General features: G+C 43.2%; 25 protein-coding genes and 1 tRNA gene. 21 read left to right on the forward strand and 5 right to left on the reverse strand.

The annotated features are described in order from the left end of the window. Positions 1-56: 56 nt before the first annotated feature. The 5 genes from ACX0G7_RS06570 to ACX0G7_RS06590 all read left to right on the forward strand — a co-directional run bounded on the left by ACX0G7_RS06570 (position 57) and on the right by ACX0G7_RS06590 (position 4,231). Entirely contained in the window at positions 57-2,129 is a 2,073-nt protein-coding gene (locus ACX0G7_RS06570; RefSeq protein WP_458922637.1) for a TonB-dependent receptor, read from the forward strand. A 116-nt stretch (positions 2,130-2,245) separates the two neighbouring features. Beyond that, complete coding sequence (locus tag ACX0G7_RS06575; protein ID WP_458922720.1) at positions 2,246-2,419, forward strand: cysteine-rich CWC family protein; 174 nt, start codon at positions 2,246-2,248, stop codon at positions 2,417-2,419. Further along, a complete protein-coding gene (locus tag ACX0G7_RS06580) occupies positions 2,398-2,970 on the forward strand; it encodes a MarC family protein (RefSeq protein WP_458922638.1) in 573 nt (190 codons plus the stop codon). The genes ACX0G7_RS06575 and ACX0G7_RS06580 overlap by 22 nt, the downstream gene beginning before the upstream one ends. Positions 2,971-2,999: 29 nt before the next feature. After that, positions 3,000-3,074, forward strand: a tRNA-Arg gene (locus ACX0G7_RS06585). A 152-nt stretch (positions 3,075-3,226) separates the two neighbouring features. Beyond that, on the forward strand, positions 3,227-4,231 hold the full coding sequence (locus ACX0G7_RS06590) for a methylenetetrahydrofolate reductase (RefSeq protein WP_458922639.1): 1,005 nt from the start codon (positions 3,227-3,229) through the stop codon (positions 4,229-4,231). Positions 4,232-4,366: 135 nt separating this feature from the next. Here ACX0G7_RS06590 and ACX0G7_RS06595 read toward each other — a convergent pair whose 3' ends face one another. After that, positions 4,367-4,819, reverse strand: a complete 453-nt coding sequence (locus ACX0G7_RS06595; RefSeq protein ID WP_458922640.1) for a DUF4440 domain-containing protein — start codon at positions 4,817-4,819, stop codon at positions 4,367-4,369. A 291-nt stretch (positions 4,820-5,110) separates the two neighbouring features. Here ACX0G7_RS06595 and ACX0G7_RS06600 point away from each other — a divergent pair, with 291 nt between their 5' ends. From ACX0G7_RS06600 to ACX0G7_RS06650, 11 genes are all read left to right on the forward strand, one after another. After that, positions 5,111-6,502: a DUF2252 domain-containing protein gene (locus tag ACX0G7_RS06600; RefSeq protein WP_458922641.1), complete on the forward strand. Its 1,392-nt coding sequence runs from the start codon at positions 5,111-5,113 to the stop codon at positions 6,500-6,502. Positions 6,503-6,785: 283 nt separating this feature from the next. Further along, a complete protein-coding gene (locus ACX0G7_RS06605; RefSeq protein ID WP_458922642.1) occupies positions 6,786-7,538 on the forward strand; it encodes a hypothetical protein in 753 nt (250 codons plus the stop codon). Between the two features lie 34 nt (positions 7,539-7,572). Then, on the forward strand, positions 7,573-9,648 hold the full coding sequence (locus ACX0G7_RS06610; RefSeq protein WP_458922643.1) for a sigma 54-interacting transcriptional regulator: 2,076 nt from the start codon (positions 7,573-7,575) through the stop codon (positions 9,646-9,648). Positions 9,649-9,960: 312 nt separating this feature from the next. Then, entirely contained in the window at positions 9,961-10,284 is a 324-nt protein-coding gene (locus ACX0G7_RS06615) for a hypothetical protein (RefSeq protein WP_458922644.1), read from the forward strand. 80 nt (positions 10,285-10,364) lie between these two features. Continuing rightward, a complete protein-coding gene (locus ACX0G7_RS06620; protein WP_458922645.1) occupies positions 10,365-11,183 on the forward strand; it encodes a bestrophin-like domain in 819 nt (272 codons plus the stop codon). Positions 11,184-11,217: 34 nt separating this feature from the next. After that, positions 11,218-11,772: a glycine zipper domain-containing protein gene (locus tag ACX0G7_RS06625; protein WP_458922646.1), complete on the forward strand. Its 555-nt coding sequence runs from the start codon at positions 11,218-11,220 to the stop codon at positions 11,770-11,772. A gap of 49 nt (positions 11,773-11,821) precedes the next feature. After that, entirely contained in the window at positions 11,822-12,322 is a 501-nt protein-coding gene (locus ACX0G7_RS06630; protein WP_458922647.1) for a nuclear transport factor 2 family protein, read from the forward strand. 27 nt (positions 12,323-12,349) lie between these two features. After that, positions 12,350-13,531, forward strand: coding sequence for a hypothetical protein (locus ACX0G7_RS06635; protein WP_458922648.1), 1,182 nt, complete (start codon positions 12,350-12,352; stop codon positions 13,529-13,531). A 16-nt stretch (positions 13,532-13,547) separates the two neighbouring features. Then, positions 13,548-14,276 (forward strand): porin family protein, encoded by a 729-nt coding sequence (locus tag ACX0G7_RS06640; RefSeq protein ID WP_458922649.1) that lies wholly within the window; start codon positions 13,548-13,550, stop codon positions 14,274-14,276. An 8-nt stretch (positions 14,277-14,284) separates the two neighbouring features. Further along, on the forward strand, positions 14,285-15,106 hold the full coding sequence (locus ACX0G7_RS06645) for a hypothetical protein (RefSeq protein ID WP_458922650.1): 822 nt from the start codon (positions 14,285-14,287) through the stop codon (positions 15,104-15,106). Continuing rightward, entirely contained in the window at positions 15,103-16,281 is a 1,179-nt protein-coding gene (locus tag ACX0G7_RS06650; protein ID WP_458922651.1) for a BamA/TamA family outer membrane protein, read from the forward strand. The genes ACX0G7_RS06645 and ACX0G7_RS06650 overlap by 4 nt, the downstream gene beginning before the upstream one ends. Positions 16,282-16,345: 64 nt before the next feature. On the opposite strand, the gene ACX0G7_RS06655 is transcribed toward ACX0G7_RS06650, so the two are convergent. After that, positions 16,346-17,356 carry a DUF481 domain-containing protein gene (locus ACX0G7_RS06655; protein ID WP_458922652.1) on the reverse strand — a complete coding sequence of 337 codons (1,011 nt, stop codon included), beginning with the start codon at positions 17,354-17,356 and terminating at the stop codon, positions 16,346-16,348. A 421-nt stretch (positions 17,357-17,777) separates the two neighbouring features. Here ACX0G7_RS06655 and ACX0G7_RS06660 point away from each other — a divergent pair, with 421 nt between their 5' ends. The 4 genes from ACX0G7_RS06660 (at position 17,778) to ACX0G7_RS06675 (ending at position 21,238) form a co-directional block, all read left to right on the forward strand. Beyond that, a complete protein-coding gene (locus tag ACX0G7_RS06660; protein ID WP_458922653.1) occupies positions 17,778-18,260 on the forward strand; it encodes a hypothetical protein in 483 nt (160 codons plus the stop codon). A 79-nt stretch (positions 18,261-18,339) separates the two neighbouring features. Further along, positions 18,340-18,948, forward strand: coding sequence for a hypothetical protein (locus tag ACX0G7_RS06665; RefSeq protein ID WP_458922654.1), 609 nt, complete (start codon positions 18,340-18,342; stop codon positions 18,946-18,948). Positions 18,949-19,150: 202 nt separating this feature from the next. Beyond that, positions 19,151-20,428 (forward strand): BamA/TamA family outer membrane protein, encoded by a 1,278-nt coding sequence (locus tag ACX0G7_RS06670; RefSeq protein WP_458922655.1) that lies wholly within the window; start codon positions 19,151-19,153, stop codon positions 20,426-20,428. Positions 20,429-20,455: 27 nt separating this feature from the next. Further along, complete coding sequence (locus tag ACX0G7_RS06675) at positions 20,456-21,238, forward strand: bestrophin-like domain (RefSeq protein WP_458922656.1); 783 nt, start codon at positions 20,456-20,458, stop codon at positions 21,236-21,238. A gap of 270 nt (positions 21,239-21,508) precedes the next feature. Here the strand turns inward: ACX0G7_RS06675 and ACX0G7_RS06680 are convergent, their stop codons facing one another. Continuing rightward, positions 21,509-22,195, reverse strand: a complete 687-nt coding sequence (locus tag ACX0G7_RS06680; protein WP_458922657.1) for a LytR/AlgR family response regulator transcription factor — start codon at positions 22,193-22,195, stop codon at positions 21,509-21,511. Positions 22,196-22,657: 462 nt separating this feature from the next. Between ACX0G7_RS06680 and ACX0G7_RS06685 the strand changes: the two genes are divergently transcribed. Further along, positions 22,658-23,515 (forward strand): pentapeptide repeat-containing protein, encoded by an 858-nt coding sequence (locus ACX0G7_RS06685; RefSeq protein WP_458922658.1) that lies wholly within the window; start codon positions 22,658-22,660, stop codon positions 23,513-23,515. A 115-nt stretch (positions 23,516-23,630) separates the two neighbouring features. Here the strand turns inward: ACX0G7_RS06685 and ACX0G7_RS06690 are convergent, their stop codons facing one another. Both ACX0G7_RS06690 and ACX0G7_RS06695 read right to left on the reverse strand, forming a co-directional pair. Further along, complete coding sequence (locus ACX0G7_RS06690; protein ID WP_458922659.1) at positions 23,631-24,677, reverse strand: LacI family DNA-binding transcriptional regulator; 1,047 nt, start codon at positions 24,675-24,677, stop codon at positions 23,631-23,633. A 62-nt stretch (positions 24,678-24,739) separates the two neighbouring features. Next, complete coding sequence (locus ACX0G7_RS06695; protein WP_458922660.1) at positions 24,740-25,378, reverse strand: carbohydrate-binding family 9-like protein; 639 nt, start codon at positions 25,376-25,378, stop codon at positions 24,740-24,742. Between the last annotated feature and the right edge of the window lie 103 nt (positions 25,379-25,481).

Below are 25,481 nucleotides of genomic sequence, written 5' to 3' on the forward strand. Positions count from 1 at the left end.
GAAGATAGAAAATATTTAGTTCTACCTTTATGATAAATCAGGCTAATCCATTATAAATGAGAAAAACTTTCTTAGCTGCTGCGGCATTGGTTATAACTAATTTTAGCCAGGCGCAGGTGAGACCATTGGCAACAGATTCTTCAGAGATATTGAAAGAAGTAGTTATATCAGCTTATGAGCAAAACAGGAAATTACTAAACCTGCCGGCACCTGTGAGTTTTGTTGGCAAGAGCCAACTTGAACGATATAATAATATCAGCATTTTACCGGCGCTGAATACTTTACCCGGTGTCAGAATGGAAGAACGATCTCCCGGGAGTTATCGGTTAAACATACGAGGTAGTTCGTTGCGCTCACCCTTCGGTGTTAGAAATGTAAAATTATACTGGAACGACATTCCGTTTACTGATCCGGGTGGCAACAGTTATCTTAACCAACTCGGTTATTATAATATAAGTTCTCTTGAGATCATAAAAGGGCCGGCGAGCAGTTTATATGGAGCCGGTACAGGTGGAGCCGTTCTTATCCGGAGTCTGCCTGCAAAATGGGAACAGATGGCCGCCGTAAATTATGGTTTTGGCAGTTTTGATACCCGTTCACTGAATGCTACCATAAGATTTGGCAAAGAAGATTTTCAGAATACGATAACTTATTCAACACAGGAATCGGATGGTTACCGCGTTCAATCTGCGATGAAAAGAGAAGTGTTGAGTTATGAAGCGAAGGTGAAGGCAGGAGATAAAGTCGTTCTGAATGCCTTTTTCCTTTATGGTGACCTGGATTACCAGACACCCGGCGGACTTACAAAGGCACAATACCAGGCAAACCCAAAAGCGGCAAGACCGGCAGGGGGTCCCTTTCCTTCTGCGGTTCAGGCACATGCAGCGATCGGCCAGAAGACATTCCTTGCCGGCTTTAGCAACAGGTACCAGTTTACCTCGAAACTGGAAAACGTGACTGCTTTGTACGGCGCATTTTCGCAGATCCGGAATCCGGCGATCAGGAATTATGAGAAAAGAAATGAACCGCATTTTGGTGGTAGAACTGTCTTCAAATACAATGAAGAGATCGGGACCTCGAATTTGAAATTAGTATTCGGAGCAGAGGCGCAACAAGGATTTTCGAATATCAAGGTTTATGGCAACAAGTCCGGCGTTCCTGACACTTTACAAACTGATGATGAAGTAAATAACCTCCAGTATTTTCTTTTTGCACAGGCAGAGCTCGAATTAAATGGAGGCTGGATATTTACCGCAGGTGCAAGCCTGAACAAATCATCGGTTGAATTCAGCCGGGTTTCGAGCGTTCCACCGGCAGACCAGGAAATTAAATATAGCAATGAAATAGCTCCACGGATCAGCATCTTAAAAAACATAAACGATTACTATGCTGTTTATGCGTCAGTATCAAAAGGTTTCTCACCTCCTACCCTTGCAGAGTTACTACCTTCAACCGGTGTGATCAATACGGCACTTGAAGCGGAATCCGGAATAAATTATGAAATCGGCCTGCGCGGATCATTTTTAAAGGATAAACTTTTTGTGGAGCTGAACGGTTTTGTGTTCCAGATGAAAAACACCCTGGCCCAACGCCGCGATGCAAGTGGCGCAGATTATTTTGAAAACGCCGGTTCAACGAGTCAGAATGGAATTGAGACAAACATCAACTACCAGTTGTTCCAGGCAAAACTAGGATTCCTTACTAATGCTAAGGTGTTCTTCAGCCATACCTTTAACGATTTTAGCTACGAAGAATATAAGCAGGTTAACAATGATTTCTCCGGTAATATGCTGCCCAGTGTCGCCCGTCACGTGACTTCTGCAGGGCTTGATCTTATGACACGTATTGGTGTGTATGGACATGCAACCTGGTACTATAGTGATCCCGTTCCGTTAAACGATGCCAATACAGATTTTGCAGCACCTTTCAATTTGCTGGGAGCAAGATTGGGTTTCCGCAGCCTCATCTCTTCATCGGTTACCATAGATGTTTATGGAGCCGTGGATAATATTTTTAACCGTACCTATAGCCTGGGTAATGATATCAACGCTGCAGCAGGAAGATATTACAATGCGGCTCCGGGAATCAATTATAACGGAGGTGTGTCCGTTCGTTTCGCATGGAAATAGTCATTGATATTTATTTCAGATCCTAAAATCCTGATCGCTGATTTTGTCTGAATCCAAAAATCTTAATCGCTGAGTTGTCTGAAGATGAAAATATAAGTAAGGCCTGCGGGAGATGTATGCGACCTTTTCAGTGTATGCCCGGACGGATAGCCGAATGCCAGTGCAGCAAGGTCCGGCTTACCGATGAGGAAAGAAATTATATCTCGCAACAGTATAAAGATTGTCTATGCCGGGATTGCCTGGAAGATCTTAAAATCAACTTTGAGTTATGGAACTGGAAAAACTCCTGACCGTTACCTTTACGCTGTTTGCAGTAATTGACATTATTGGATCCATCCCCCTGCTCATTACCCTGAAAGAAAAAATGGGCGGTATCCGCGAGCTTGCAGCAACCCTCATCTCCGGTGCACTGATGATCTTATTTATGCTGGTGGGAGAAAAATTTCTGAGCGTTCTGGGACTTGATACCGGTTCGTTTGCTGTAGGCGGCTCAATTGTTATTTTTATACTCGGGCTTGAGATGGTACTGGGTCACGAGTTTTTCAAAAGCGACCAGGACCTCAAATCTGGTACAATGGTTCCCATAGCTTTTCCATTGATTGCAGGATCCGGAACGCTTACCACCATCATCTCGCTGAAAGCAATATATGATAACACCACTATCCTGGTAGCCATAATTGTAAACCTTGCAATTGTTTATGCCGTGCTTAAATCCCTGCGTCACATACAAAAATTACTGGGACCAGCCGGATTGATTGCGGTTCGTAAATTTTTTGGCGTAATTTTGCTGGCCATTGCCGTAAAAATATTTACGAGTAATGTGGGTGAACTGTTGAAATAGAATTAGTTACCGGCGTTTTTTGACATAATGGCCTCGTCGTACAATGGATAGTATAAGAGTTTCCGAAGCTCCAGATTCAGGTTCGATTCCTGACGAGGCCACCATATGAGCCTGCAACTCATAAAAGTTGAGTGTTTTCCGCTTCGCTTTTCTGCACTGTCGTTTCGCATCACCATTTGATTTTCGTCATTAGTAACGTATTTTCGCAACTAGTGCAGGTGTTTTAGATCCAAAAGCCCTGAAGTAAAAAAATCTTATGCTGAGAGACAAGATACTAAGTAAAGAAACCGGTTTGATCTTTTATAGCCTGACACCCCCCAAGATCGATACTGCCCATGAGAAGGTGAAAGAGATCGCAAAAAAACAGGTCGACCGGCTCAAAAACTTAAGTATCGACGGGCTGCTGTTATATGATATCCAGGATGAATCTTCCCGGACAGAAAAAGAAAGGACCTTTGCCTTTTCACCGACCATTACGCCTGAACAATACAGCCGGGAATTTCTGACTGATCTCAACTCGCCGAAAATTATTTATAAAAGCATAGGAAATTTAACAAAGGAGCAATTTGTTGACTGGGCAAAGTTGAACCAGGATCTTGAATATGCAGTTTTTGTTGGCGCATCATCCAATCAACAATTACTGGCCACGAACTTCTCCTTAAATGACGCCTATGAAACCAGGAACAGTCATTTAGAATCTTTGTTGGTTGGTGGCGTAACCATACCCGAGCGACATACGAAAAAACGCGATGAGCATCTGCGTCTGTTCAACAAAGCTGATAAAGGTTGTAGCTTTTTTGTTTCCCAGTGCGTGTACAGTATTAATGATACCAAAAACCTGATGTCCGATTTCTATTTCTCAGCGGTTGAGAACGGAAAAGAGTTATCCCCTATCATTTTTACGCTCGCGCCTTGTGGATCGTTGAAAACATTGCAGTTTATGGAATGGCTGGGAATCGAAGTTCCCAAGTGGCTTTACAATGATCTTAAGCATTCAAAGGATATTTTGACCGCATCAGTGCATACCTGTCGAAATATAGCCATGGAAATCATGGAATATGCATCCAATAAAAAAATCCCAATCGGATTTAATATCGAAAGCGTCTCTATTAAGAAAGATGAAATTGAGGCTGCCAATGAATTGCTCATCGACGTGTTGAGATTATCAAAACTTTACCTGAAAGATAATAATCCGATTGTTAAACCAATTCACAGTATCAAGGCAGATATTATTCCTGTTGACAGTGAAGTGAACCAGTAGCTATTATGTAAAACGATGATAGCATGATGGCTACATCTTTGCAATATTAACGTTCGGAGGCAGAACCTTTATGAGTGTTCGTATAACGTTGAGGCATATCCGCGAATCGGGATGATAATTGTAACTACCCGGTGATCATGAGGCAACAGGTAACATATTTCTTATCGCACTGATCTTCCATGATCCTTTTTCAGACACAACGATAAAGGTACTCCACATCTTCCGGGGAGTTGGGGTTGCATTCTGAATCTCATACCTGCAGTCTATAATTGCATTGCCTGGATTCAACAGTTTTATCTTTTCTATGATAAGTGTCCTGGTGCCCGGCGTCGTTGCAGAACTGTTCAACATTCCCTTCACTGCTGCAACAATACCTGTTCTCCATTCACCATTAGAGACTAACTGGTCGATATCGTTGGTCAGAATCTCTTTTAATAAAACGGTGTCCCTGTTTTCTCTGGCTTTTGAATATTTATCAATCAGGGCATGAAGATCTTTCCTGCTTTTACTATCCCCCAAATCATTCTGACCGTATAAAATGTTGGTTATAGTCAGACTGACTACCAGCAATATGATTAAATTTCTCATAACGTATAATGGTAGTTAAGATCTCAGATTAAATCAAAATTTGTTAATAACGCGCGAGCCACGTCGGACGTTAAATTACAGGTTTAACGGTGAATAACTCCAATTATCTATTTAATCATCCTAACCTTTGATACTATTGTCTGCAAAAGGATAGCCTCAAAGAAAAAGTTGATCAGACCTTTATGTGCTGTGCTATATGATAAGCGGTGAGGGCCGCACTTGTTAGTTACGCACTTCGTCAGGAAAAGTATCCGTAAAATACCGGATCAAGCATATAAAAAAATCAGTTTTATGTGGGAAGAACCGCCAGGTGATTTTCAGTCGGAATCTCAGACAATTACAGAACGACTGGCTGCAGGGAAGGCCATACGTCAATCCGTTCCCCGGGAAAGGCTTGGAGATTTTAAGGTTTTGCCAGACAGGGCTGATCCTATAGCCATCCTGGAAGAACAGAATAAATCACGTCTACAGGATCTCGTCCCGATCCGACATACCCGCATGCTTAGTTCGTCCTTCGCTTTTCTTCGTGGAGCTGCAAGGATAATGACATCGGACCTGGCCGCCACCAATACTACAACGGGAATTACGGTCCAGGCATGCGGAGACATGCACGTTGCGAACTTCGGGGTTTTCGCATCTGCGGAACGGAACCTTGTATTCGGCATCAATGACTTCGACGAGACATTTCCGGGTCCTTGGGAATGGGATCTGCAAAGGTTAGTCACAAGTATTGTTGTGGGCGGAAAGTTCCTGGGAGCAGACAAGGCCTTATGCGCTGCCTCCGTTAAAGCGGCCGTTAGTACGTACAGGAAACGACTGCGGCAATATGCAGATATGGGTAATCTGGAGTTGTGGTACTCCACCATAAATGAAAAGGACATCATGAAAACGATTACCCCTGCGCAGCAGAAAGGCATGAAAAAGATAACCAGTAAGGCCAGGTCCAGAACGCATGTACAGGTATTGGGCAAACTGACAGACATAATAGAAAATTCACATCGCCTGAAAGATGATCCTCCCCTCGTTGTACATGAAACGCATTCAAAGGCTGGTGTACCTATTGAAATTGCTCTTGCATCTTTACTCAGATCTTATCTTGGCTCGCTCAACGATGATCGTAAAAAGCTGTTGAGTCACTATAAGATTGTTGATGTTGCAAGGAAGGTGGTTGGTGTTGGCAGCGTTGGAACAAGATGTTGGGTGATTTATCTTAGGGGTGCCCATTCCCGAGATCCTTTATTTCTCCAGGTCAAAGAAGCACAACAGTCCGTACTCGAAAGGTTTCTGCCAGGTTCAGTTTATGTTAACTGTGGCGAGCGGATCGTCCAGGGACAAAGACTTATCCAGGGTGCCCCGGATATTTTCCTTGGATGGGGAGAGCTGGACGGAATTCATTTTTATGTGCGACAACTGAGGGATATGAAAGGCGGGGTCGAATTTGATCCGCAGACCACTAAGCTCGAAAATATGCAGGCATACTGCAGCCTTTGTGCCTGGGCTCTGGCCCTGGCTCACGCAAAATCGGGAGATGCCGCAATGATTGCAGGTTACACAGGCAACAGCGATGTACTTGATCAAGCGATGGTCCGTTTTGCATTTGCCTATGCAGATCAGAATGACCAAGATTACAGGGCCTTGATTGCAGCGGCAAAAAGTGGCCGCATTCAGGTAGCACGCGCATAGACTGCGCTTTTTCGGCATAATATTATAAATCGTTTCAAAAGCAGGCCACAGCCGGCAATAAGATGCCAAGCTTTTGGCTTAATTGCACGTGCACATCCAATCCTGAACATCACCTTAATCTAAATTATCACGCGGCTTAATACGTAAAAAGATTTTGGATCCTGAGCAGAGGATTTTATGCATCTATTCGTAATAGCAAGGCCACGTTGGGAGAAACAAGGCTTATTATGAACCCCGATGAAACTGAACCGCGAACAACATAATGCTTTCTAAAATTCGAAGTATGAAAAATGTTGTCTTATTTATACTTGTCTTGCATACTTTGCTCCAGGCTTTGGTTGCACAAGAAAAGGTGGAAGGAGAAAAAACCTACAAGAACACCATACGTTTTAATATCACGAATCCGTTTATTTTAAGCACGAAATCGCTCATTTTCGGATATGAAAGGCTGATAAACAATCGCCAGTCTTTTTCGGTGAACGTTGGCCGAGCGAGTTTTCCTACGCTTAATCTCATAAGTACTGACTCCCTCAGAGCCAACTCAAACGAAGAAGAAAAAGGGTTCAATTTGTCGTTTGACTATCGCTTTTATCTTTCAAGAGAAAATAAATATGAAGCACCAAGAGGCGTCTATATTGGACCGTACTATGCCTACAATTTTAACGAACGAACTAATGAGTGGAGCTTAAAAAGCGCCAACGGAGGAGCCCCGCAGACGATTGAAACAAAGACTTCATTTTCCATCCATACGATAGGATTTGAACTGGGATACCAATTTATTCTCTGGAGACGGATTTCCCTGGATATGATACTTGCGGGACCCGGTTTGGGTTTTTACGATATAAAAACATCGGTTGGGGGTAATTTATCGGAATCAGACAGGCGGAAGTTCTTCGAGGCCGTAAACGAGGCTCTTGAAGAAAAATTTCCCGGATACAATAAGGTTATTGATGAGGGAGAGTTCAAGAGACAAGGTTCTGCCAATACAACCAGCCTGGGATTCAGGTACATGGTAATGGTTGGATATAGATTTTAGCCAGCCAATTTGTTGCTAACAAATAAATAAACCGATGGAAACTTTCTATTACGCCACCGCACTCTTAGCGTCCGGAATCGCCATAGCTATGGGACTTCTTAGCTTATTGAAAGCAATGCATAAGAGCGGAAAAAAGATTGATCTGTTTTTCTCAGTTTTGTGTTTGTCTGTTGTGCTTTTCATTTTGCTGCCACCTACCGGCTTCATTATAACGGATTCCGCTTTTTATCCAGCCAACCTGAATATTAAACGATTCTTCAGCTTTGCGTTTATAGCGATGCTCCCCTGGTTTGTTTCCCTCTACTCCGGGCACAAGGCCAGAATAATTCCTATAAGCGTAAGTGTTGCGCTCATCATTGCTTATATACTGATGACCCGGACACCCGCAGGAAGCTCAGAGAAACTATGGATAATAGCCTCAGCAGGCATACTGCTGGTGGTGTTTGCATATGGTTTTTATGCAGCGTACTTCCAGTTCAACGCCGGTGAAAAAAGCAGGGCATACTGGCTTTTTGCAGCATTGGGTGTCTTTACATTGTTTAACTTGTTTGGCGCTCTCAGCCAGTCAGGCAGCCTTGCTTCTTCACAACAATGGGCCGATATCTTTTTCCCCCTCAACCTTTGCCCCATTGCATTTATCGTGATCATAGGGATACAATTGCAAGCCAATCCGGATAAAAATTTTCACCTCGAAAGAATTATTGGCTTGAAGGAAAGCCGCTGGCAATCTATGATCGACGAAATTCAACTCATCATCATCAACACGGACATAGCGGGGAGAGTAAAATACATTAATCGTTTCGGTTTAAACCTGTTGGGCTACAAGCAGGCTTCAGAGTTAATAGATACCAACTGGTCCGATCACTGTATAAACGTCCAGGAAACGTCAGAAAATACAGCAGCTATTGATGATACAATGCTAACGGGTGGAGCCATAACAAAATGCAAAAATGCGGTCTTAACCAGGGATAAAAAACAAAGGATCATCAACTGGACAAGCGACCTGTTATATAATGATAACGGGGACATGATAGGCAGAATGAGTATTGGGTCAGATGTAACCCGTCTCGAAGATGCGCTTAAACAGATACAACAATTAAAAGCGGAACTGGAAAAAGAAAAGCTCGAACCACATGAGGATGGTATGCCGACCGGGATGCCGCAGAAAGTGGTCGGGAAAAGCCGGCCATTTATTTATGCCATACAAAAATCAAAGCAGGTGGCTCCGACAAATGCGAGTGTTTTACTGCTTGGGGAAACGGGGGTCGGGAAGGAAGCATTTGCCGATCTTATCCAGGAGACAAGTCTCAGGAATAAAATGCCTTTTGTAAAAGTGAACTGCGGTGCCTTGCCTGCTGAATTGATTGAGGACGAATTGTTTGGTCATGAAAAAGGAGCCTTTACCGGCGCCATCCAGTCAAGGGTCGGAAGATTTGAGAAAGCAAATGGAGGTACCATTTTTCTTGACGAGATCGGGGAACTACCATTGGTGTTACAACCCAAGCTCTTACGGGTATTGCAAAACGGTGAATTTGAAAGAGTCGGTGGACATCAAACCATAAAGGTGGATGTCAGGGTTATTGCAGCAACAAATTCCGACCTGGAAAAAGAGGTGAGAGAAAACCGGTTCAGAGATGATCTTTTTTACAGGCTGAACGTGTTTCCGATTACCATTCCGCCTCTCCGCAAGAGAAATGCAGACATTCCTTTGCTGATCCAATACTTTATTGAGCGAAAATCAAAAAAACATGGCAAGCAGTTCGAAAACATGTCTAGAGCCGATATGAATCGACTTTGTGATTATGACTGGCCCGGGAATATACGTGAACTAAAAAACGTTATCGAGCGGGCCGTCATTTCAAGTGATAATCATACGCTGAAACTGGACTGGTTCCATGAACACGTTGAAACCAGTAAATCCGAAGCAGCTCCAACAAATTCTCTTGAACAGGTGGAGACGGCACATATTCTCAAGGTATTGCAGGAGTGCAACTGGAAAATAAATGGCGAAAATGGTGCGGCAGAAAAGCTGGTAATGCATCCCAACACATTAAGATCCCGGATGAAGAAGCTAAAAATCTTGGTCCCATGGAAACATGAAACCGTGTAAAACAATCGTTCAGGATTAGCCACTTTTTACATCAATCTTCTCATTTTTACTGAATAACAAAACGAATTTCCCAGGTTGACTTACGATATTTCGTATATCTCCGATATGCGGTATTAGCGGCGTTTGAGGCATTTTATAAAGCATGTGAGTCTAATATTTTTCTTCTTCATCATTATCAATGCACTATAGGTTGTTTGTCGTTTTAGGTTTTTCATCTGGCATACAATTAGCAACTCCTGAACACCTGTTGCAAACTCTGCAAAGTGATTCGGCCCATTCTTCACCTCTACCGATATAAAACTGGTTACCAAGATGGAAAAAAACACACTGCACTTCCTAAGAATGTCTGGCGATGTTCCCGGTAACAAGCGTAAGGAATTTGAACAAACATTCAGGTTTGTATTTAATCAATTACCGCCCGAGTGTATAGAACACAGCCTTTCAGCAGATGTATTCAACGATGGTCATTACCATTTCTTTTCGCTTTGGCTGAACGGGAACTCTATGAAATTATTTATGTCTTCAATGGAATTCCAGTTATTGACAGGTGCTTATTTCACCCTTGGAGAAGATGAAAAAATAGTGCATGGACCTATAGCTGACATACAGGCGTTCCGGGTAAGCAATATGAACTGACTATCGGATTTTGAAGAACGGGAAAAAAACAGAGACAGGGATAAAGAATAAAATAGTAGAGAGATGCTAAACACAAAATCATGGCAAATATGACCCAGGTGCATTTTGTTCAGCTTGTCTGGATGTTCCTGCTCCCGCTTGCGGCAGTGATCATTCCGATACTGATGGGTCAATGGCTTGGGCTGGAACATCGTAAAAAAGACCTGGAGATCCAGAACATACCTATTGAATCTGTTGTGTCTGCTGCTTTTGCTCTCCTGGCGTTCATGGTGGCATTTACATTCCAGATTGCTGCTAATCGTTATGATTCAAGAAAGACCATGCTGATGGAAGAAGTAAAAGACATCAGAACCGGTTACCTCCGTGCCGGGCTTATTCCGGAACCATACCGGTCGCTGACGAGGAAACACCTGGTGAAATATGTTGACCTGCGAGTTGAATTGGTGAAGGACCTTTCCAAAATGGAGCAGGCACTTCGCAGTTCTCAGACCATACTCGACACTTTGTGGAGCTATACTGAGGCACTTTCGGCTCAGGACCGTAGTTCGGAATCATATGCATTGTACACGTCCTCGGTGAATGATATCATAGATGCATACTACATCCGTGTTACGCTGGTGATCGTGTATCGCATACCCAGGGCGATACTCACTGTGTTATTCATTATTGGATTTCTGTCAATGTTTGTGCTTGGTTACCAGTTCGGGGTATCCGGTAAAGGTAGTTTCAGCATGAACCTGTTGCTGGGAGTCACTTTTGCAGTAGTGATGTTCCTGATTTTTGCGTTGGACCGACCCGAAACAGGGCTGGTACCTGTTAACCAGGTGCCCTTGTTAAATCTTCATAAACAACTACATGAGAGACAGGCAGGCCTGGAGGTGAGCCTGCCGGGAAATTAATAATCATTGTAATCATTCATTAAAAACAAAAAAAATGAAACGAAGCTTTTTCTTCAACACAGTAGCCGGATTGCTATTCCCGGTGTTGTTTGCGGGTTTTTTTCAAACAGTTGCCGCGCAGGCACCGCCTGCTTTACCTGATACTTCGAAGATGACATATAACCAGATGTCAAATGGTTTGAAGCTGATTGTATTTCCGGCTAAAGGGCAAAGCAAGGATCAACAGAAGAAAGATGAATTCGAATGTTATAAATGGTCCATGGAGCAAACAGGTATTGATCCTTTAAATCTGCCAAAGGTGCAGCCGGCAGAAGTTCAGTCTGGTCCCACCGGAGCAGCTGTTGGAGGAGCCGCCAGAGGCGCTGCAGCCGGTGTGGCCATCGGTGCGATAGCCGGGGATGCAGGTAAAGGAGCAGCCATCGGAGCCGTAGCAGGGGGCCTGGCGGGAAGAAGGGCCGGAAAACAAGCGCAGGCGCAGGCAAACCAACAAGCCCAGGCAAACGTGAAAAGCCAGGAAGCCGAAATCAAAGCAACTTTCGTGAAAGGGTTCTCCGCATGTCTTGAAGGCAAGGGATATACAATCAAATAATGCTGATCAACAAAAACATTTAACTATCACCCCACAAAAACATCCGATTATGAAGCAAGTACTATTAATAGTCCTCATAAGCATCAGCCTGAATTCCTGTAAAGATGAAGCTCAAAACAAGGAAAAAGAAAATCTGGCCCTTGCCAAAAAATTTATGACAGCAGTAGAGTCAAAAGATGTAGCAACCATCGATTTTCTCCTGGCTGATAACTATATAGGATATGGGCCTTCGGTTGGTGATTCGACTACAAAAAAAGAAGCGGTCCAGGCCTTTAAATTCAACGCTGAAAACCTTTACGAAACATTTGAGTACACTAAACACAAGGAACTCGCAATCAGCTCTACAGATGGAGAAGCAATGGGTGACTGGGTGTTGAACTGGGCCTTTCTCACCATAAAATACAAGGACGGTCGTGGCCCGATCAATTTATGGGTGAATGCAGTCTATAAGATCGAGAACGGGAAAATTGTGCAAAGCAGAACTTTTTATAATGAAGCAGATGCATTGCGCCAACTGGGCTTCTCATTTGAAGCTCCTACCGGCGAATGATTAAAACTTAAGGCAACAAACACTTGAATGGAAAAATACACACTTAAACCTGAGATTATGTTTTTTATCAGCAATATCAAACCGTTTGTTCGCCATACGATCCTGGTGGCTTCCATGGCTGTATTTTCAACAACTGCTTTTGGCCAGGTCTACTCAAATATGGAAGTTGGTAAAAAGAACGTTGAATTAAAAGATAGCCTCACAAAGTCAGAGTATCCATACATTTTACCGATCCTTGGGAAGAAAGCGACGAAAAAAGGTTTTAATCTCCCCTATTCTGCCGGCCTCGGGATAAACACCGTCTGGCAAAAATCTGAGCTGATCATTGAAGACCTGAAAGTCGGATTTAATAATGCGCCACCATATGATCTCGATGAGGTCATCAGGTTTAACGAGGCGATATCTGAAGCTACAGCTTTAAACATCAGGCCCGATGTATGGATCCTTCCATTCTTAAATATTTATGGAATTATAGCGGTAGCCAACCCCTCGACTGTTGTCGACTTTGGCCTTTATGTTCCGGATAGCACTGATACCTGGAAGGAGGTTGCGAACTACAGAACCGAAGCAAATTTTTCAGCTACCACGCTGGGCTTCGGATTAACCCCGACTATAGGAATAGGTGGTGGCTGGCTGGCACTCGACATGAACTGGACCTGGAGCGATGTCAGTGCATTGGATCATCCTGTCAACACTTTTGTATTCGGGCCACGCTTCGGTAAATCATTTAAGTTGAAAAAACCTGAGCAGAATATTGCCATGTGGGTAGGCGGATTCCGTATAAAATACGGCGCTGAAACCAATGGATCAGTCGCCATTAATGAGGTGATAGAGGGGGATGGCCAGGCGAGTGCAAAAATTGATGCCGGTCAGCAAAAAGTGGCCGAAGCGCAAAATCAGGTTGATGCATGGTGGGGAAGCCTTACACCACCGCAACAAAACAACCCTGTCAATAAAGCCAAATATGAAACGGCCAACAGGGCGCTTGAAAAAGCCGGCAGTATATTGTCGGCTGCAGACGGAGCGCTGAATACCATCAGCAATTCAACAGTGCAGTATTCATTAAACAAGAGATTAAAAGATGCGTGGAACTTCATAATTGGTGCACAGTTTCAGCTCAATAAACACTGGATGATAAGAGGAGAATATGGTTTCCTTGGCAGCCGTCAACAATTCATCGGAGGATTGCAATACCGTTTTGGTTTGTAATTAACACTTGCACCCAATGAGAAAACTGTCATTGATAATCTTGTGTTTGCTTGTTTACTCTTCCTCCAGATCGCAGGTGCTGATTTCTCTTTTGCTGGGAGATAAACTTAACACAGGAAAGATTGAATTTGGACTAGAAGGTGGCGTTAACTGGTCATGGTTGAAAAACCTTGACGGATCCAGGGGCCTGACCGGCTTCAACCTGGGTTTCTATTTTGACATTAAGACCAGGAACCCAAACTGGATGTTCAATACGGGGGTAATCGTAAAGTCGCCAATGGGGGCAGATGATCTACCTGTTTATACACTTAAGGATCCAGGTCTTGATAGTGCGTTTGTGGGAGGGCGGGTAGCGAGGAAACTCAGATATTTCAATGTACCGCTAATGATGAAGTACACTTTCAAAAATTACTTCTTTGTGAAAGGCGGTATACAACTTGGATTAAGAAGCAAATGTTTCGATGAGTTTACAAAAAGTGTAAATGACAAAAATGACCTCCGGTATAAACTCGATACAAGGGATCTGTACCATGCACTTGACGCGGGTCTCGCAATCGGTTTGGGGTACAGGTTACTGCGTGGAAATGGCATGAACCTGAACCTCCAGTACTACTATGGTTTCATAGATGTTGTTGTTGACGATTCAACACCGAGTCAATTTAACCGGGTCCTATATTTAACAGCTGGCATTCCGATTGGCAAAAATCCAGCGAAAAAAAAGGATAAGCAGGAGTATAAACAATAAAAATAAATATGGGCAAACTGCTACTTTTAATGTTCATGCTTAATTGTGGCAGTTTGCTTTACGGACAAAGCTCCCCCGATACGTTGAAGCACGAAAACCATACTGCCGGCGCCGAGGATCCATCACAATTTTTCACGAGGGTGGAAGTTTTTAATGAGTTGCAACGCTACGACAAGAGGGATTCTTACCTGAACCAGACTGTTCTCAGAACCATCGTGAAGATCGGGCAGAAGTTTACCACACGCCTTGACTTACCTTATGTTCACAATACATATGATTCACCGGCAAAACCAAAACGATCTGGCATCGGTGATATTTCATTTCGCCTGCTGGGCTTCAAGTTTTTCGAATCGAAGAAATCAGCCTTTACAGCTTCGGTAGAAGTAAGCCTCAATACCGCACAATCTCCTTTACTTGGCACAGGAAAAAACCTGATCATACCGGTAATCAGTTATTCGAAGATTGTACCAGCCAGAAAGATAATTTTGGCTGTGCTTCTTCAGCAGGCAGTTTCTGTGAGTGGAGAAGAATCACGCAATGATATCAATTTCTCAAAGATCCAGCTCATCGGCATCAAAACATTCTCAAGACGAGCCTGGCTGGTTATAGCGCCGGAATGGTTTATCGACTATGTAAATGGTGGCTTATCAATGAACCTCAGAAGTCGTTTCGGATATGCAATAACTCCAAGAATTAATGCATGGGTTACACCAAGTGCAGGTATTTTCGGAGACTTTATCGGCCGCTATACGTGGAGCGCTGATTTAGGTGTACGCTATTTTATGTTTAAAGGACTGGGGTATAATAAAAAAACAACCGCACAAATATGAGAACGAAAATTAAATATCAGCGCCTGCTGACCTGGATAAGTAGTCTTCTATCTATAGCTTTTTCTTTTTCAGAGACATTTGCACAAACCGATACGCTTCCAACATCATTGGCGGATACTGCCGCGCCAGCCAAGCCGCTCTCAAAATTTGACCAGTTCAACAAAAAGGCCGAACGATTTTTTAAAATATTTCCTGCACCGATTATCTCGTATTCGCCTGAAGCGGGAAACATTTTTGGGCTGGCAAAAAATAACATTTTTGAGCTATCAAAAAAAGATACTATTTCCAAGCCTTCCAAATTATCTGAAGTGGTGACCTTCTCTACCAAAGGCAGGATCAATTTTTCTGTCGCAACAGAATTGATTTTTAAAGAGAACAAATATATGATCCTGGCCTATTTCAATTATCGCAAGCAACCTGAATATATTTTTGGGATAGGCAATGATGTAACCAAAGAGGGAATGGAGGAAGTGCAGGCCGAACGGGTAAAGTTTTTCGCAACTAATCTTGTGCGCGTAAAACAAGATTTCTATGTAGGTATCCCCCTGGATGTCTCCAGCTATTTTAATGTTAAGCCAGATAGCAATAGTTTCCTGATCAAAGACAATGTTTCGGGTTTGAAAGGAGGATTTACTGTAGGAACGGGCCTGGCTGCAGCCTTTGACAACCGGCTAAACCGTTATAATCCTACTCAGGGAGCATACCTTATGGGGATATTGGTTTATCACCCGGAATTTATCAGCGACTATGAGTTCACCCATATCGAAATTGATCTCAGAAAATATTTCAATCCCTGGCTGAAGCATGTAATTGCCGTTCAGGCTACCACAAATTATAACGGTGGCAATACTCCGTTTTATGAGTTATCAATGATGGGCGGGGAAAGGCAGATGCGTGGCTACTACCAGGGAGCGTACCGGGATAAGGTACTTGTTGACGCGCAGCTGGAATACAGGGCACCGGTCTGGAATATATTTGGCGTTGTAGGGTGGATCGGTACAGGGAGGGTTGCTGATAAATACAGCAACCTGAACTTCGACGGATGGAAATTATCTTATGGAGGTGGTCTTCGTATCAGGGTTGATACTAAACACAACACTAATCTGAGGCTTGACTTTGGATTTGGCCCTGGCGGTATCAAGGGCACCTATTTCAGTTTTGCCGAAGCGTTTTGATTAACTGCCATCCATCAAAATCAAAGAACGAGTTGCCTTATACTTCTCAGGATGTTTTGCGAGTCTATTTCCCGAATTTATAGGTGATAGTGAATGAGACGCTATAGTCGTTGTTTGAAGCAGCACTCTCAGAAGGTTTATTATCATAGTTATCATAAAAGGTTAACCCGACCAAAAAATCCTTAAAAACCTCGAGGCTTGTATTAACCCTTACATTCATGCGCACCCGGCCCCAGTTAGAGAAGCTGGGATAAACCACGTATTGTGCATCAATACTAACTTTAGGGAAAGAATACCGGAACTTTTTAAACTGGATTATTGCCAGTGCCTCCAGATTGCCAACGTATCCACTGCTTTCAAAAAACTGTTCGATATTATATGAAAGCCCAAGCCCTGTCAGCAACCTTTGATGATTGTTCGTAAAAAGCATTTTACCAGCGCCGGTACCAATCAGAAAGCGGTTTGCAAGGTCAAGCTGCGTATTTCGCTCCCAGCCAACTGTATTCATCAGGAAGTATAGGCCCCGGAGTTTCCGGAGATCACTGAAAGTTGCGTCCTGCTTTTTGGAGGTGATTGTATCATTGGACGACCTGGAAAGAACCATATTCAAACCAAAGGTGGTTTCCTCCTTTGGTCTCCTGTATGTCGTCGAATTTGCTAAATTAAACTGGAAGATGTCACTTGACTTGTTATAATTGAAGCCGAGAGAGACATCTCCCTCAAGTCTCCTGAAGAACTTGTTTTTTATCTTCACTATCTCTATTATATCATTCAAACTGATGTTCCGGGTTTCAAAAAAAACGCTATCCAGCTTTGTGACATAAACATCGCCGTTCTGCAGGGTTATCTCGAAAGTTTTATCAGATCTCAACTTTACAATCTCTTCCCATTTTATGCTGATGATCCCCGGCCCGGTCATATCAAAGTTCAGCTTCGCCAATTGCATATTTTTCATCTCGCCGGTAATCACGTCCCCATTCTTCAGATACACCTTATCAGTTTTCTGTGCACCTGCCTCCCGGAGGGACATCAAAGCAATGGTTATGAAGAAAAATCTTAAAAGCGCTGCCGGCATAAACAAGGAGGCAAAATTGTCGGAGTGGAGAAATCGGTATATTAAATCTAGTGATAAATATTTATTTACCTGGTTTGTAAACCTGGTTTGATTGCAATTTCCCGGCTCATTTTAATAAGAATATGCAGGAGCTTTAATATCCTCGTTTTGTACCAGATAAGCCTCTACGAACTCACGATATTTCGTGAATCTCCGATATCCGGTGATCCACTCTTTGAGCAGGATTATCAGTGATTTAACGCTAAAAATTTTCTTTGCTATAGTAATCAACCTCCTAGGGAACAGCAACCTTTACTTTCATTTATCTGGCACGCAATTAGAATCTGTATACAACCATCAATCTCCCGTTCTACAGGAAATTTTCTGAAAATTTCAATTGATTACACCACATCAAAAAATCATCGTCATTAAAAAACGCAACATGAAAAAGTTATTTGTTCTTACCGCCGTATTAATGTTTTCAATTGTCCTTGTCGAAGCCCAATCTTCAGATCCGGAGCTGGATTATATCAAAAAAGCGTACTCGAAAGATAAAAAAACCCTTGTTGAGGAATACATGGCACTTGACGTACAGGAAGGCGGCAAGTTCTGGCCGATCTACAGCGATTATGAAAAGAAAAGAGAAAAACTTGCTACTGAACGCCTGAAACTTATTGAAGAGTATGTAGCCCTCGATTCCATTAACGCTACCATGGCGGATAAGGTGGCGATGGGTGCGTTATCCAATACGCTGAGCCTTGACAAGTTGAACCAGGAATACTATGGCAAACTTAAAAAAGCAATGGGACCGGTAAAAGCCGCAAAGTTGCTTCAACTGGAAATATACCTGCAAACTGCCTGGAAAGGATTTGTGCAAAGCAATATCCCGTTGATCAGCGAACTGGACAAGACACAACAGCGTTAACAGCGTCAGAAAAAAAAGCTCCCTGAAAATAAATTCCATGGTCGAATGCAATGTTACCCAATCAATTAAAAAAACAAAGATGAAAAAGCTAGTTTTACTGACCCTTATCATCAGCACCCTGGTTGCCTGCTCACCTTCAACAGAAATTGTAAAATCCTGGAAAGAACCGGGTGGAAGCGTTGACGTCGGCCCATCGAGCAAGGCACTCGTTGTAGCAATGGTTAAAGATGAAACATCGCGCCGTTTAATCGAAGACCAGCTTGCCCAGCGAATCAGCAAGATGGCACCGGCAGTTGCTTCCTATACCCTGCTGACCTCAGATATGATCAAGGCCGCAAATGATGAGGTGTTGAATAAAATGCTGGTGGACGGGAAATTCACTCATATCGTGCTGATGCGTTTGGCTGATATAGAGAAAGAAACCTCTTACGTACCTGGAAGTTCCCCGGTTTATTATGGAAGCTATGGCAGGTATTATGGTTATGGTGCCGGCGCTTATTCATCCCCGGGATATTATACTACTGATAAAAATTATTTTATTGAATCGACTGTTTACTCGGTGAACCCGGATAAACTACTATGGACCGCCACGACCAAAACCGTTAATCCATCTAAAATAGACAAAACAGTAAATGCCATTGCTGACGTAGTATCGGCACAGATGAAAAAAGATGGATTTTTAAAATAACCCCTTAAAAAATTATTTGCCCGCCGGGTACGTGGGAGGTATGGGATTGCCTGCGGTCGTCCTGGTGATTACCATGAGCCACGTGATTAAATCAGCAAGGGAATATGGAGCCAGCCAGATCCGGATCATTTACGGCGGAGATCAAAACAGATCAGCTATTACATAACATCGGATAAATCGATTGCCTCAGCGCAGTACAATCATGACAGGGCAGCAAAACAAATCTATTCTTGATTCCGTGTACGCAGGTTTAAGATTAGTATTGATATGTTCGGTATGTTTCCTGACAAACATTGCTTATTCCCAGGAAGAAGTTATTCCGGCTGATACTATGGTGGAGAATGTGACGGACTTCAGTGACATTCTAAAAAAGATATTTAAAAAGAGCAAAGGAGATTCAATAAAACCTAAACAAAGCCAAACCATTGCATTACTCCCGTCAATAGGTTATAACCCAAGTTTTGGTTTCGTGATCGGGGCAAAAGTTTCTGCCATAAAACAGTTTGGCGAAAAGGGAAACACTGATCTGTCTGCATTTGGACTTGAATTTCTTTATACTTCAAAAGGCATTATAACCGCCCAGGCGCGACACAATGTTTTTACAGCCGGGAATAAATGGAATTTCCAGGGAAACTGGCAATTATCAAAATTCATGATTACCGATTATAATATCGGGACAGGCAACGCAGATTATCGCACCGGCAGTGATAGCTCTTTCCTGATAAGATTCAATTATGTGCGGCTGACCGAGAAGTTATATAAAGCGATCGGCCACCATCTTTATGCAGGGATCGGAGTAAGCATGAATATCCGGTATAAAATTGACGATGACAAACTTGATACCCTCAAGAGTACTCCACACTACCGTTATAGTCAAAGAAATGAGCTGAACCCGGAAAGATATTCGTCTAACGCAGTATTACTCGCCATTCAATATAACACCCGTGAACATCCGCTCAGATCATACGGTGGAATCTATGCCGACTTCAATATTGTCGTTGACCAGAAATGGTTGGGTAGTACAAAAACCGCTGTACAGGTAATTTATGATTTCCGTAAATATTTTAGCCTGAGCAGTAAGCGACCTGAACACGTCCTTGCATTCTGGCATCTGGGAGCATACAGAATTGACGGAACAATCCCCTATCTCTCACTGCCGGCCACCGGATACGATCTGTATAACCGGAGCGGCAGGGGATATACAATAGGACGCTTCAAGGGTCCTGCCTATGCGTATTTTGAAAGTGAGTACCGGTTTCCTATCACCAGGAACAAGTTGATCAGCGGGGTAGCCTTTATCAATGTCACCACTGCCTCAGACGATATGGGAAAAAAAATATTCCAATACCTGGATCACGCCGCCGGTGGCGGGCTACGGATTTTGTTTAAAAAAGAAAGCAGATCAACCATCTGTATCGATTATGCTAAAGGAAAGTACGGGTCGGGTGGTTTCTTTTTTGGGTTGAACGAAGTATTTTAAGTTTCATGAATGAGGTAAACATATCGTATGGTGGATAAGTTTTTTCAGCAACCGACCTATTTACTGTTTATCGTTTTTTTCCTGCTGATTGTCGGAAGTAACTGGATGGGTTACCTCTACAAGAAGAAGAAGCTTGAAAATAATCCCGGGACAAAACAAGAAGAGATGGGATCGATTGAAGGCTCTATTCTTGGATTGATGTCTTTGTTAATGGGATTTACCTTTTCGGTTGCTGTGTATAAGTTTGAAGCAAGAAGGCAAATTATAGTTAATGAGGCTAATATCATCGGGACCGCCATACTCAGAGCCGATATGTATCCGGACAGTGTACGGACCCCTCTCCGTGAAAATTTCAAACAATATGTGGAATCAAGAATTGCATATTATGAGGCAGGAGCAGATGCCGGTAAAATACAGAAAGAACTGGAGAATGCCGATCGGCTCTCCATGAAGATCTGGAAAACCGTAACGTTTCATTCCCACGATGAAAGATACCGGCTTCGGTCAACGGTGATGATCCCGGTGCTTAATGACATGATCGATATCATTACTACCAGGGATGTAGCCAGGGTCAACAGGGTGCCACCACTTATTGTAGGGACCTTATTGTTCCTGGTTATTGCAGCGGCTTTTCTCCTGGGATCAGACTACAAGGGTCACAAAAGAAATTACTTGCTGCTGGTGGGCTATTGCATCGTAATGACAATAACCCTCAATCTTATTAACGAATTAAATCATCCGCGTGAAGGCTTTGTTAATCTGAATGATGTTCAGGTCCGAATGGAAGAACTAAGAAAACATTTCCTTTAAGTGCATAAACCATTACAGTCAATTACCTGTTCAACACTCAACCCCCCGACATCCGACGTCAAATTTCCCGTCCTGGCTGCAGTTTCTGATCAGCATCATGGTCGTCATAGCATTCATCGGGGTTGGACCCTGGTTTGGTTATAGGCATCATTTCAGATCCTGGCCGATTGACGTCTAAACATTTCGAGATATCCCAGCAACCATTACTGGATCTGCAGCATAAATTAGCAGGCACCTCACCAACAAAAAATGTTCATTAACGCCGCGGGTTTACTTGGTTAGCAAGTTCCTGACTGTTGGAAAATAGCTGTCGCTGATTGGCAGTTCTATTCCTGGCAGAACCACCTTTTTGCTTCGAACCCATTTTATCTTACTTAAGGGAATCACATACCTCCGGTGGATCCTCACTAATCTGTCCTTGGGAACTCTCTGAAAGAGTTCTTTCCAGGTCATTAGCGTCATAACCGGTTCGTCGTTATTCAGGATGATCTTCAGGTAATTTTCGATGCTTTCAATATATTCCACGGTTTCCATTTCGATCCTGATCAGCTTGTACTCTGAACGGACAAAAAAGCTGGCCAGGGAAGACCCGTCCCTGTTGCGGCAATAGTCCACCGCCCTGGTGATTGCAGATTCGAAGCCGCTCAACGCAAGTGGCTTTTGGAGATAACAAAGATTGAATTGTGGTTTTTTCGCTGGTAGGCTATCATCACTGTCTTTCATCACTATTACGAAGAGATTGCCGAATCTTGAGCGTATTCGTTTGACCCAGGAGGCATCGTCTCTGTCACTGGAGGTTATTATCAGGTCCACCTCGTTTGTCTTAAGAAATTCTTCGGCTGAAGTCCTGTTGTCGAACATTTCAACAATTCTGACAACGGGTAACTGTTCAATCCATTCATGTAGTTGAAACATGACGGAAAACACGCTATCTATCACAACACATCTGATGATCATAAGCTGGTTTGACTGGATATTGGATAATATGTAATATGAAAGACTGAATATTGATTATTTCAGGACAACATTTTCAAAATAGCTGTGATTCAGCATCACAGTGATGAACTAACTCGCAAAAGGGGGGCCAGAATTTACAACAGGACAAGAAGATGATGCTCCGAAAACCTGATCGAGCAGGGTCCAGGACGAACCACCTACACTGTCCCGGCCTGTTAATTCAATTACGATATTTCGTAGATGTTCGAAATGCTGTTATTATAGATAGAGAACAAAATCACAGATGATGATTAAATAATTTTTCTTTGGGGTAGTAATCAACAACCTAAGAAGCTGCGATTTGCTCTTTGCCTTAATTGGCATGTAATTGGAACCCCCAGGTGCACGTCTCCCAGGCATCTCCGTATCAGAGAGAACATAAGTGACAACCTTATTACTCACCCAATAACCCCTTAGAAATTTATGAGCAAAGATTTTTCAAATAAAAATATGCGGGGGAGCTCTTTCAGCAACCAGGATCTTTCAAATGCCAGTTTCGCCGGTAGCGACCTGCGTGGAGTGAGTTTCACCCGGTCAAATCTAACCTCTGCAGATTTCAGTCGTACTAAAACAGGCATTACGCCACTTAATACCTTCATGATCTTGTTGGCTGCCACTGTGGTCTCGTTGTTTTCCGGATACGTCGCTATGCTGGCAGGAAGGTATATCCAGGGGATGGTTAACTCTGAAGATTCAAACATCCGGGCCTCCGGATTTGCAACAATCATAGTTGTGGTGCTTTTTATTGTCTATTTCTACCTGAAAGGTGGCGCAAAAGCTATCTCCCATTTACTCGGACCGCTCATCGTGATCGCTGTCGTAATAGGTTTCCTCGGGTATGTGTCGGGCCTTGGTACCGGCAAAGGAATGATGGACCTTTTACTCGCTATGTTCCTGGTAGTAATCATGTTTATTGTTGGAACTATTGCCAGAACCGCCGCCGGGTCGGTATCCGGCATCATTTTCCTGGTGGTTGCCCTGGCAGGTGGCATGTTTGGCAAAAGCCTTGGAGGAGGAATAGGTAGCGTGCTTATGGCAGTCTCCTGTGCCATGATCAGTAAAAGAGCATTGAGTGGTAAAGAGGGATTTAATGGACTGCGAAAGATAGCCGCATTTATCACCAGGAAGTTTGGTACATCCTTCCGGGGTGCTCAACTTTCAAACGCTAATTTTTCTGATAGCAAATTACACAATGCAGACTTTACCGATGCGGATCTTAGTTCAGTTGATTGGGGCAAGTCCAAAAAAGTAAACTGCCTTACGAATGAGGTTGTGGGATGAAGCCAGTTGACAACGTATCACCAAACCCATCTAAAACATCTGTATCCGGTCTTTTGATGCCTGTGTCAGGTCATCGACCCAGTAATTATTGTTTAAAAGGCATACCTGACCATATTCAGGTTAGGGCTAAAGGGTTTATCACCAGTGTCGCCGACAGTTCCTCCCGAAAATAAGTATCACCAGGATTGTTTTTTCCTTCCCGGTCAGTCAACAAATTAATCATCAATTCCATTGCCTTTTGACCTTGTTTCAGGGGATATTGCTCAAGCGAAGCAAGTGGCGGGTATGCCGTGTAACTGGTTATAGGCAGGTTGGCATAACTCACGAAAACGATGTCCTTGTTCACTTTGATGCCTTGCCGCTCAGCATACTGAACAGCATCCATATGTACGTAATCGTTGAAAGTGATAACGGCAGTGGGAGGATTTTTTAACCCGAGAAGTTTCCTGGTAGCAGCATAAGTACTCTCTTTCGAAAGATCCGTTTTTTCAACCAGCTGCATATCCACTTTCAGTTTTTGTTTTGATATGCCTTCGATATAACCATTTAACCTTTCCCTGCTGGCCATGATCTTATCCGGACCATTGATGAAAGCAATTCGCCTGTAACCCTGGTTAAACAACCAACCCACCATCTCAACGGTTCCCTTATAAAGATTGCAATAAACCTTGTGGGCCGTCTCAAAAGGCGGAACACGATCAAAATAAATTACAGGAATATTATATTTTTCAAGCGCGTGGAGATGATCGTATGTGTTTGTTTGTTTTGATAAAGAAATAATGAGCCCGTCTACCCTTTGTTTTTTCATCGCTTCCACCACCTTAATCTCTTTGACAGTGTCATCATAGCTCTGACCAAACAAAATGGTATAGTCGTGTTCGATCGCTGCCGTTTCAATGCCGCTGATCGCTTCACTAAAAAACTCTTCCCGGATATATGGCAGTACCACACCGATGACCTGTGTTCTTTTTTGTTTAAACAGTATGGCCTTGGCATTGGGCTCATAGCCGATTTCCTTTGCCAGTTGCTGCACCTTCAGCCTCGTACCAAGACCGATGCGCGGATGATCTATCAAAGCGCGGGACACCGTTGAGACAGAGACGTTCAAACGACGGGCGAGCTCTTTTAAGGTGGGAAGCTTATTGTCATCAGCAGAAGACATCGACACAATGTAACAAAAGAGGAAATATCAGCAAATAGCTATTTCCCGTCCCTGTACCTGTATCAGAAGTATAAAGTTCCAAAAAATTCAGGTAGGTGAAAATCGGGTTCCGGTGCGTTTACCTGGTTCCAGCTGAGATAGTGCGGATCATTTAAGGCGTCACCACATTTGTAGAAATTAGCACTCGCAGTGACACCGGCCAAAGCATGTATGTTATCATGAATAAAAGCGGTCAGCGGAATCACCACGGTCATGTCCCAGTGAATGAGTGAAGGAGTACTCAATCTGTCAATCAGGGAAAAGGTTTTGATATTGTTTATCGTTGCTTCCGGTAGAAAATCCCGGTGATGCCGATCGATACCATGGGCCGCCAGGATAGTGCCTATACAATTTACTTCGAAGTTATAATAAGTTTTTCCCTCATTGAAACTTACAAAAAATTCCACGCAGCTATCCTGCCAGACCGGCGAATTGGGAACATCATTTGCCGCCCTGATTTGTTTCTCACTGATGAAATACTTGAGGAACAAACAATCGGGACCATAAGCAATAGTAAAACTTGCAGAAGGTTTATAAGGATATGAAGGCCACGGAACATTATTCATTTGATGTTTATCCAACCTGTCCAATAAACCTGAAATCTCAGCAATAGGACTTGTGAAAGCTATCTCTTTGACGCCAATTACTTTTAATTCCTTCATAACCTTCCTGTTTAAAAATAAGATAACCCAATAAGCTGAGTTCGGCAGCGCTCAATAGCTGCACCACTAAAACCAAGCCACCTATCAGCGGTAATCAGCTCAT

Source organism: Flavitalea antarctica (assembly GCF_054461535.1).

What these genes read in the sequence shown, in the direction of transcription:
- ACX0G7_RS06670 (WP_458922655.1), top strand. Translation starts at nt 19,151, where the DNA reads ATGACAGGGCAGCAAAACAAATCTATTCTTGATTCCGTGTACGCAGGT.
- ACX0G7_RS06610 (WP_458922643.1), top strand. Translation starts at nt 7,573, where the DNA reads ATGGAAACTTTCTATTACGCCACCGCACTCTTAGCGTCCGGAATCGCC.
- ACX0G7_RS06575 (WP_458922720.1), top strand. Translation starts at nt 2,246, where the DNA reads ATGCGACCTTTTCAGTGTATGCCCGGACGGATAGCCGAATGCCAGTGC.
- ACX0G7_RS06635 (WP_458922648.1), top strand. Translation starts at nt 12,350, where the DNA reads ATGGAAAAATACACACTTAAACCTGAGATTATGTTTTTTATCAGCAAT.
- ACX0G7_RS06580 (WP_458922638.1), top strand. Translation starts at nt 2,398, where the DNA reads ATGGAACTGGAAAAACTCCTGACCGTTACCTTTACGCTGTTTGCAGTA.
- ACX0G7_RS06595 (WP_458922640.1), bottom strand. Translation starts at nt 4,819, where the DNA reads ATGAGAAATTTAATCATATTGCTGGTAGTCAGTCTGACTATAACCAAC.
- ACX0G7_RS06600 (WP_458922641.1), top strand. Translation starts at nt 5,111, where the DNA reads ATGTGGGAAGAACCGCCAGGTGATTTTCAGTCGGAATCTCAGACAATT.
- ACX0G7_RS06680 (WP_458922657.1), bottom strand. Translation starts at nt 22,195, where the DNA reads ATGATCATCAGATGTGTTGTGATAGATAGCGTGTTTTCCGTCATGTTT.
- ACX0G7_RS06695 (WP_458922660.1), bottom strand. Translation starts at nt 25,378, where the DNA reads ATGAAGGAATTAAAAGTAATTGGCGTCAAAGAGATAGCTTTCACAAGT.
- ACX0G7_RS06640 (WP_458922649.1), top strand. Translation starts at nt 13,548, where the DNA reads ATGAGAAAACTGTCATTGATAATCTTGTGTTTGCTTGTTTACTCTTCC.
- ACX0G7_RS06590 (WP_458922639.1), top strand. Translation starts at nt 3,227, where the DNA reads ATGCTGAGAGACAAGATACTAAGTAAAGAAACCGGTTTGATCTTTTAT.
- ACX0G7_RS06605 (WP_458922642.1), top strand. Translation starts at nt 6,786, where the DNA reads ATGAAAAATGTTGTCTTATTTATACTTGTCTTGCATACTTTGCTCCAG.
- ACX0G7_RS06615 (WP_458922644.1), top strand. Translation starts at nt 9,961, where the DNA reads ATGGAAAAAAACACACTGCACTTCCTAAGAATGTCTGGCGATGTTCCC.
- ACX0G7_RS06650 (WP_458922651.1), top strand. Translation starts at nt 15,103, where the DNA reads ATGAGAACGAAAATTAAATATCAGCGCCTGCTGACCTGGATAAGTAGT.
- ACX0G7_RS06570 (WP_458922637.1), top strand. Translation starts at nt 57, where the DNA reads ATGAGAAAAACTTTCTTAGCTGCTGCGGCATTGGTTATAACTAATTTT.
- ACX0G7_RS06690 (WP_458922659.1), bottom strand. Translation starts at nt 24,677, where the DNA reads ATGTCTTCTGCTGATGACAATAAGCTTCCCACCTTAAAAGAGCTCGCC.
- ACX0G7_RS06665 (WP_458922654.1), top strand. Translation starts at nt 18,340, where the DNA reads ATGAAAAAGCTAGTTTTACTGACCCTTATCATCAGCACCCTGGTTGCC.
- ACX0G7_RS06645 (WP_458922650.1), top strand. Translation starts at nt 14,285, where the DNA reads ATGGGCAAACTGCTACTTTTAATGTTCATGCTTAATTGTGGCAGTTTG.
- ACX0G7_RS06685 (WP_458922658.1), top strand. Translation starts at nt 22,658, where the DNA reads ATGAGCAAAGATTTTTCAAATAAAAATATGCGGGGGAGCTCTTTCAGC.
- ACX0G7_RS06675 (WP_458922656.1), top strand. Translation starts at nt 20,456, where the DNA reads ATGGTGGATAAGTTTTTTCAGCAACCGACCTATTTACTGTTTATCGTT.
- ACX0G7_RS06660 (WP_458922653.1), top strand. Translation starts at nt 17,778, where the DNA reads ATGAAAAAGTTATTTGTTCTTACCGCCGTATTAATGTTTTCAATTGTC.
- ACX0G7_RS06630 (WP_458922647.1), top strand. Translation starts at nt 11,822, where the DNA reads ATGAAGCAAGTACTATTAATAGTCCTCATAAGCATCAGCCTGAATTCC.
- ACX0G7_RS06625 (WP_458922646.1), top strand. Translation starts at nt 11,218, where the DNA reads ATGAAACGAAGCTTTTTCTTCAACACAGTAGCCGGATTGCTATTCCCG.
- ACX0G7_RS06655 (WP_458922652.1), bottom strand. Translation starts at nt 17,356, where the DNA reads ATGCCGGCAGCGCTTTTAAGATTTTTCTTCATAACCATTGCTTTGATG.
- ACX0G7_RS06620 (WP_458922645.1), top strand. Translation starts at nt 10,365, where the DNA reads ATGGCAAATATGACCCAGGTGCATTTTGTTCAGCTTGTCTGGATGTTC.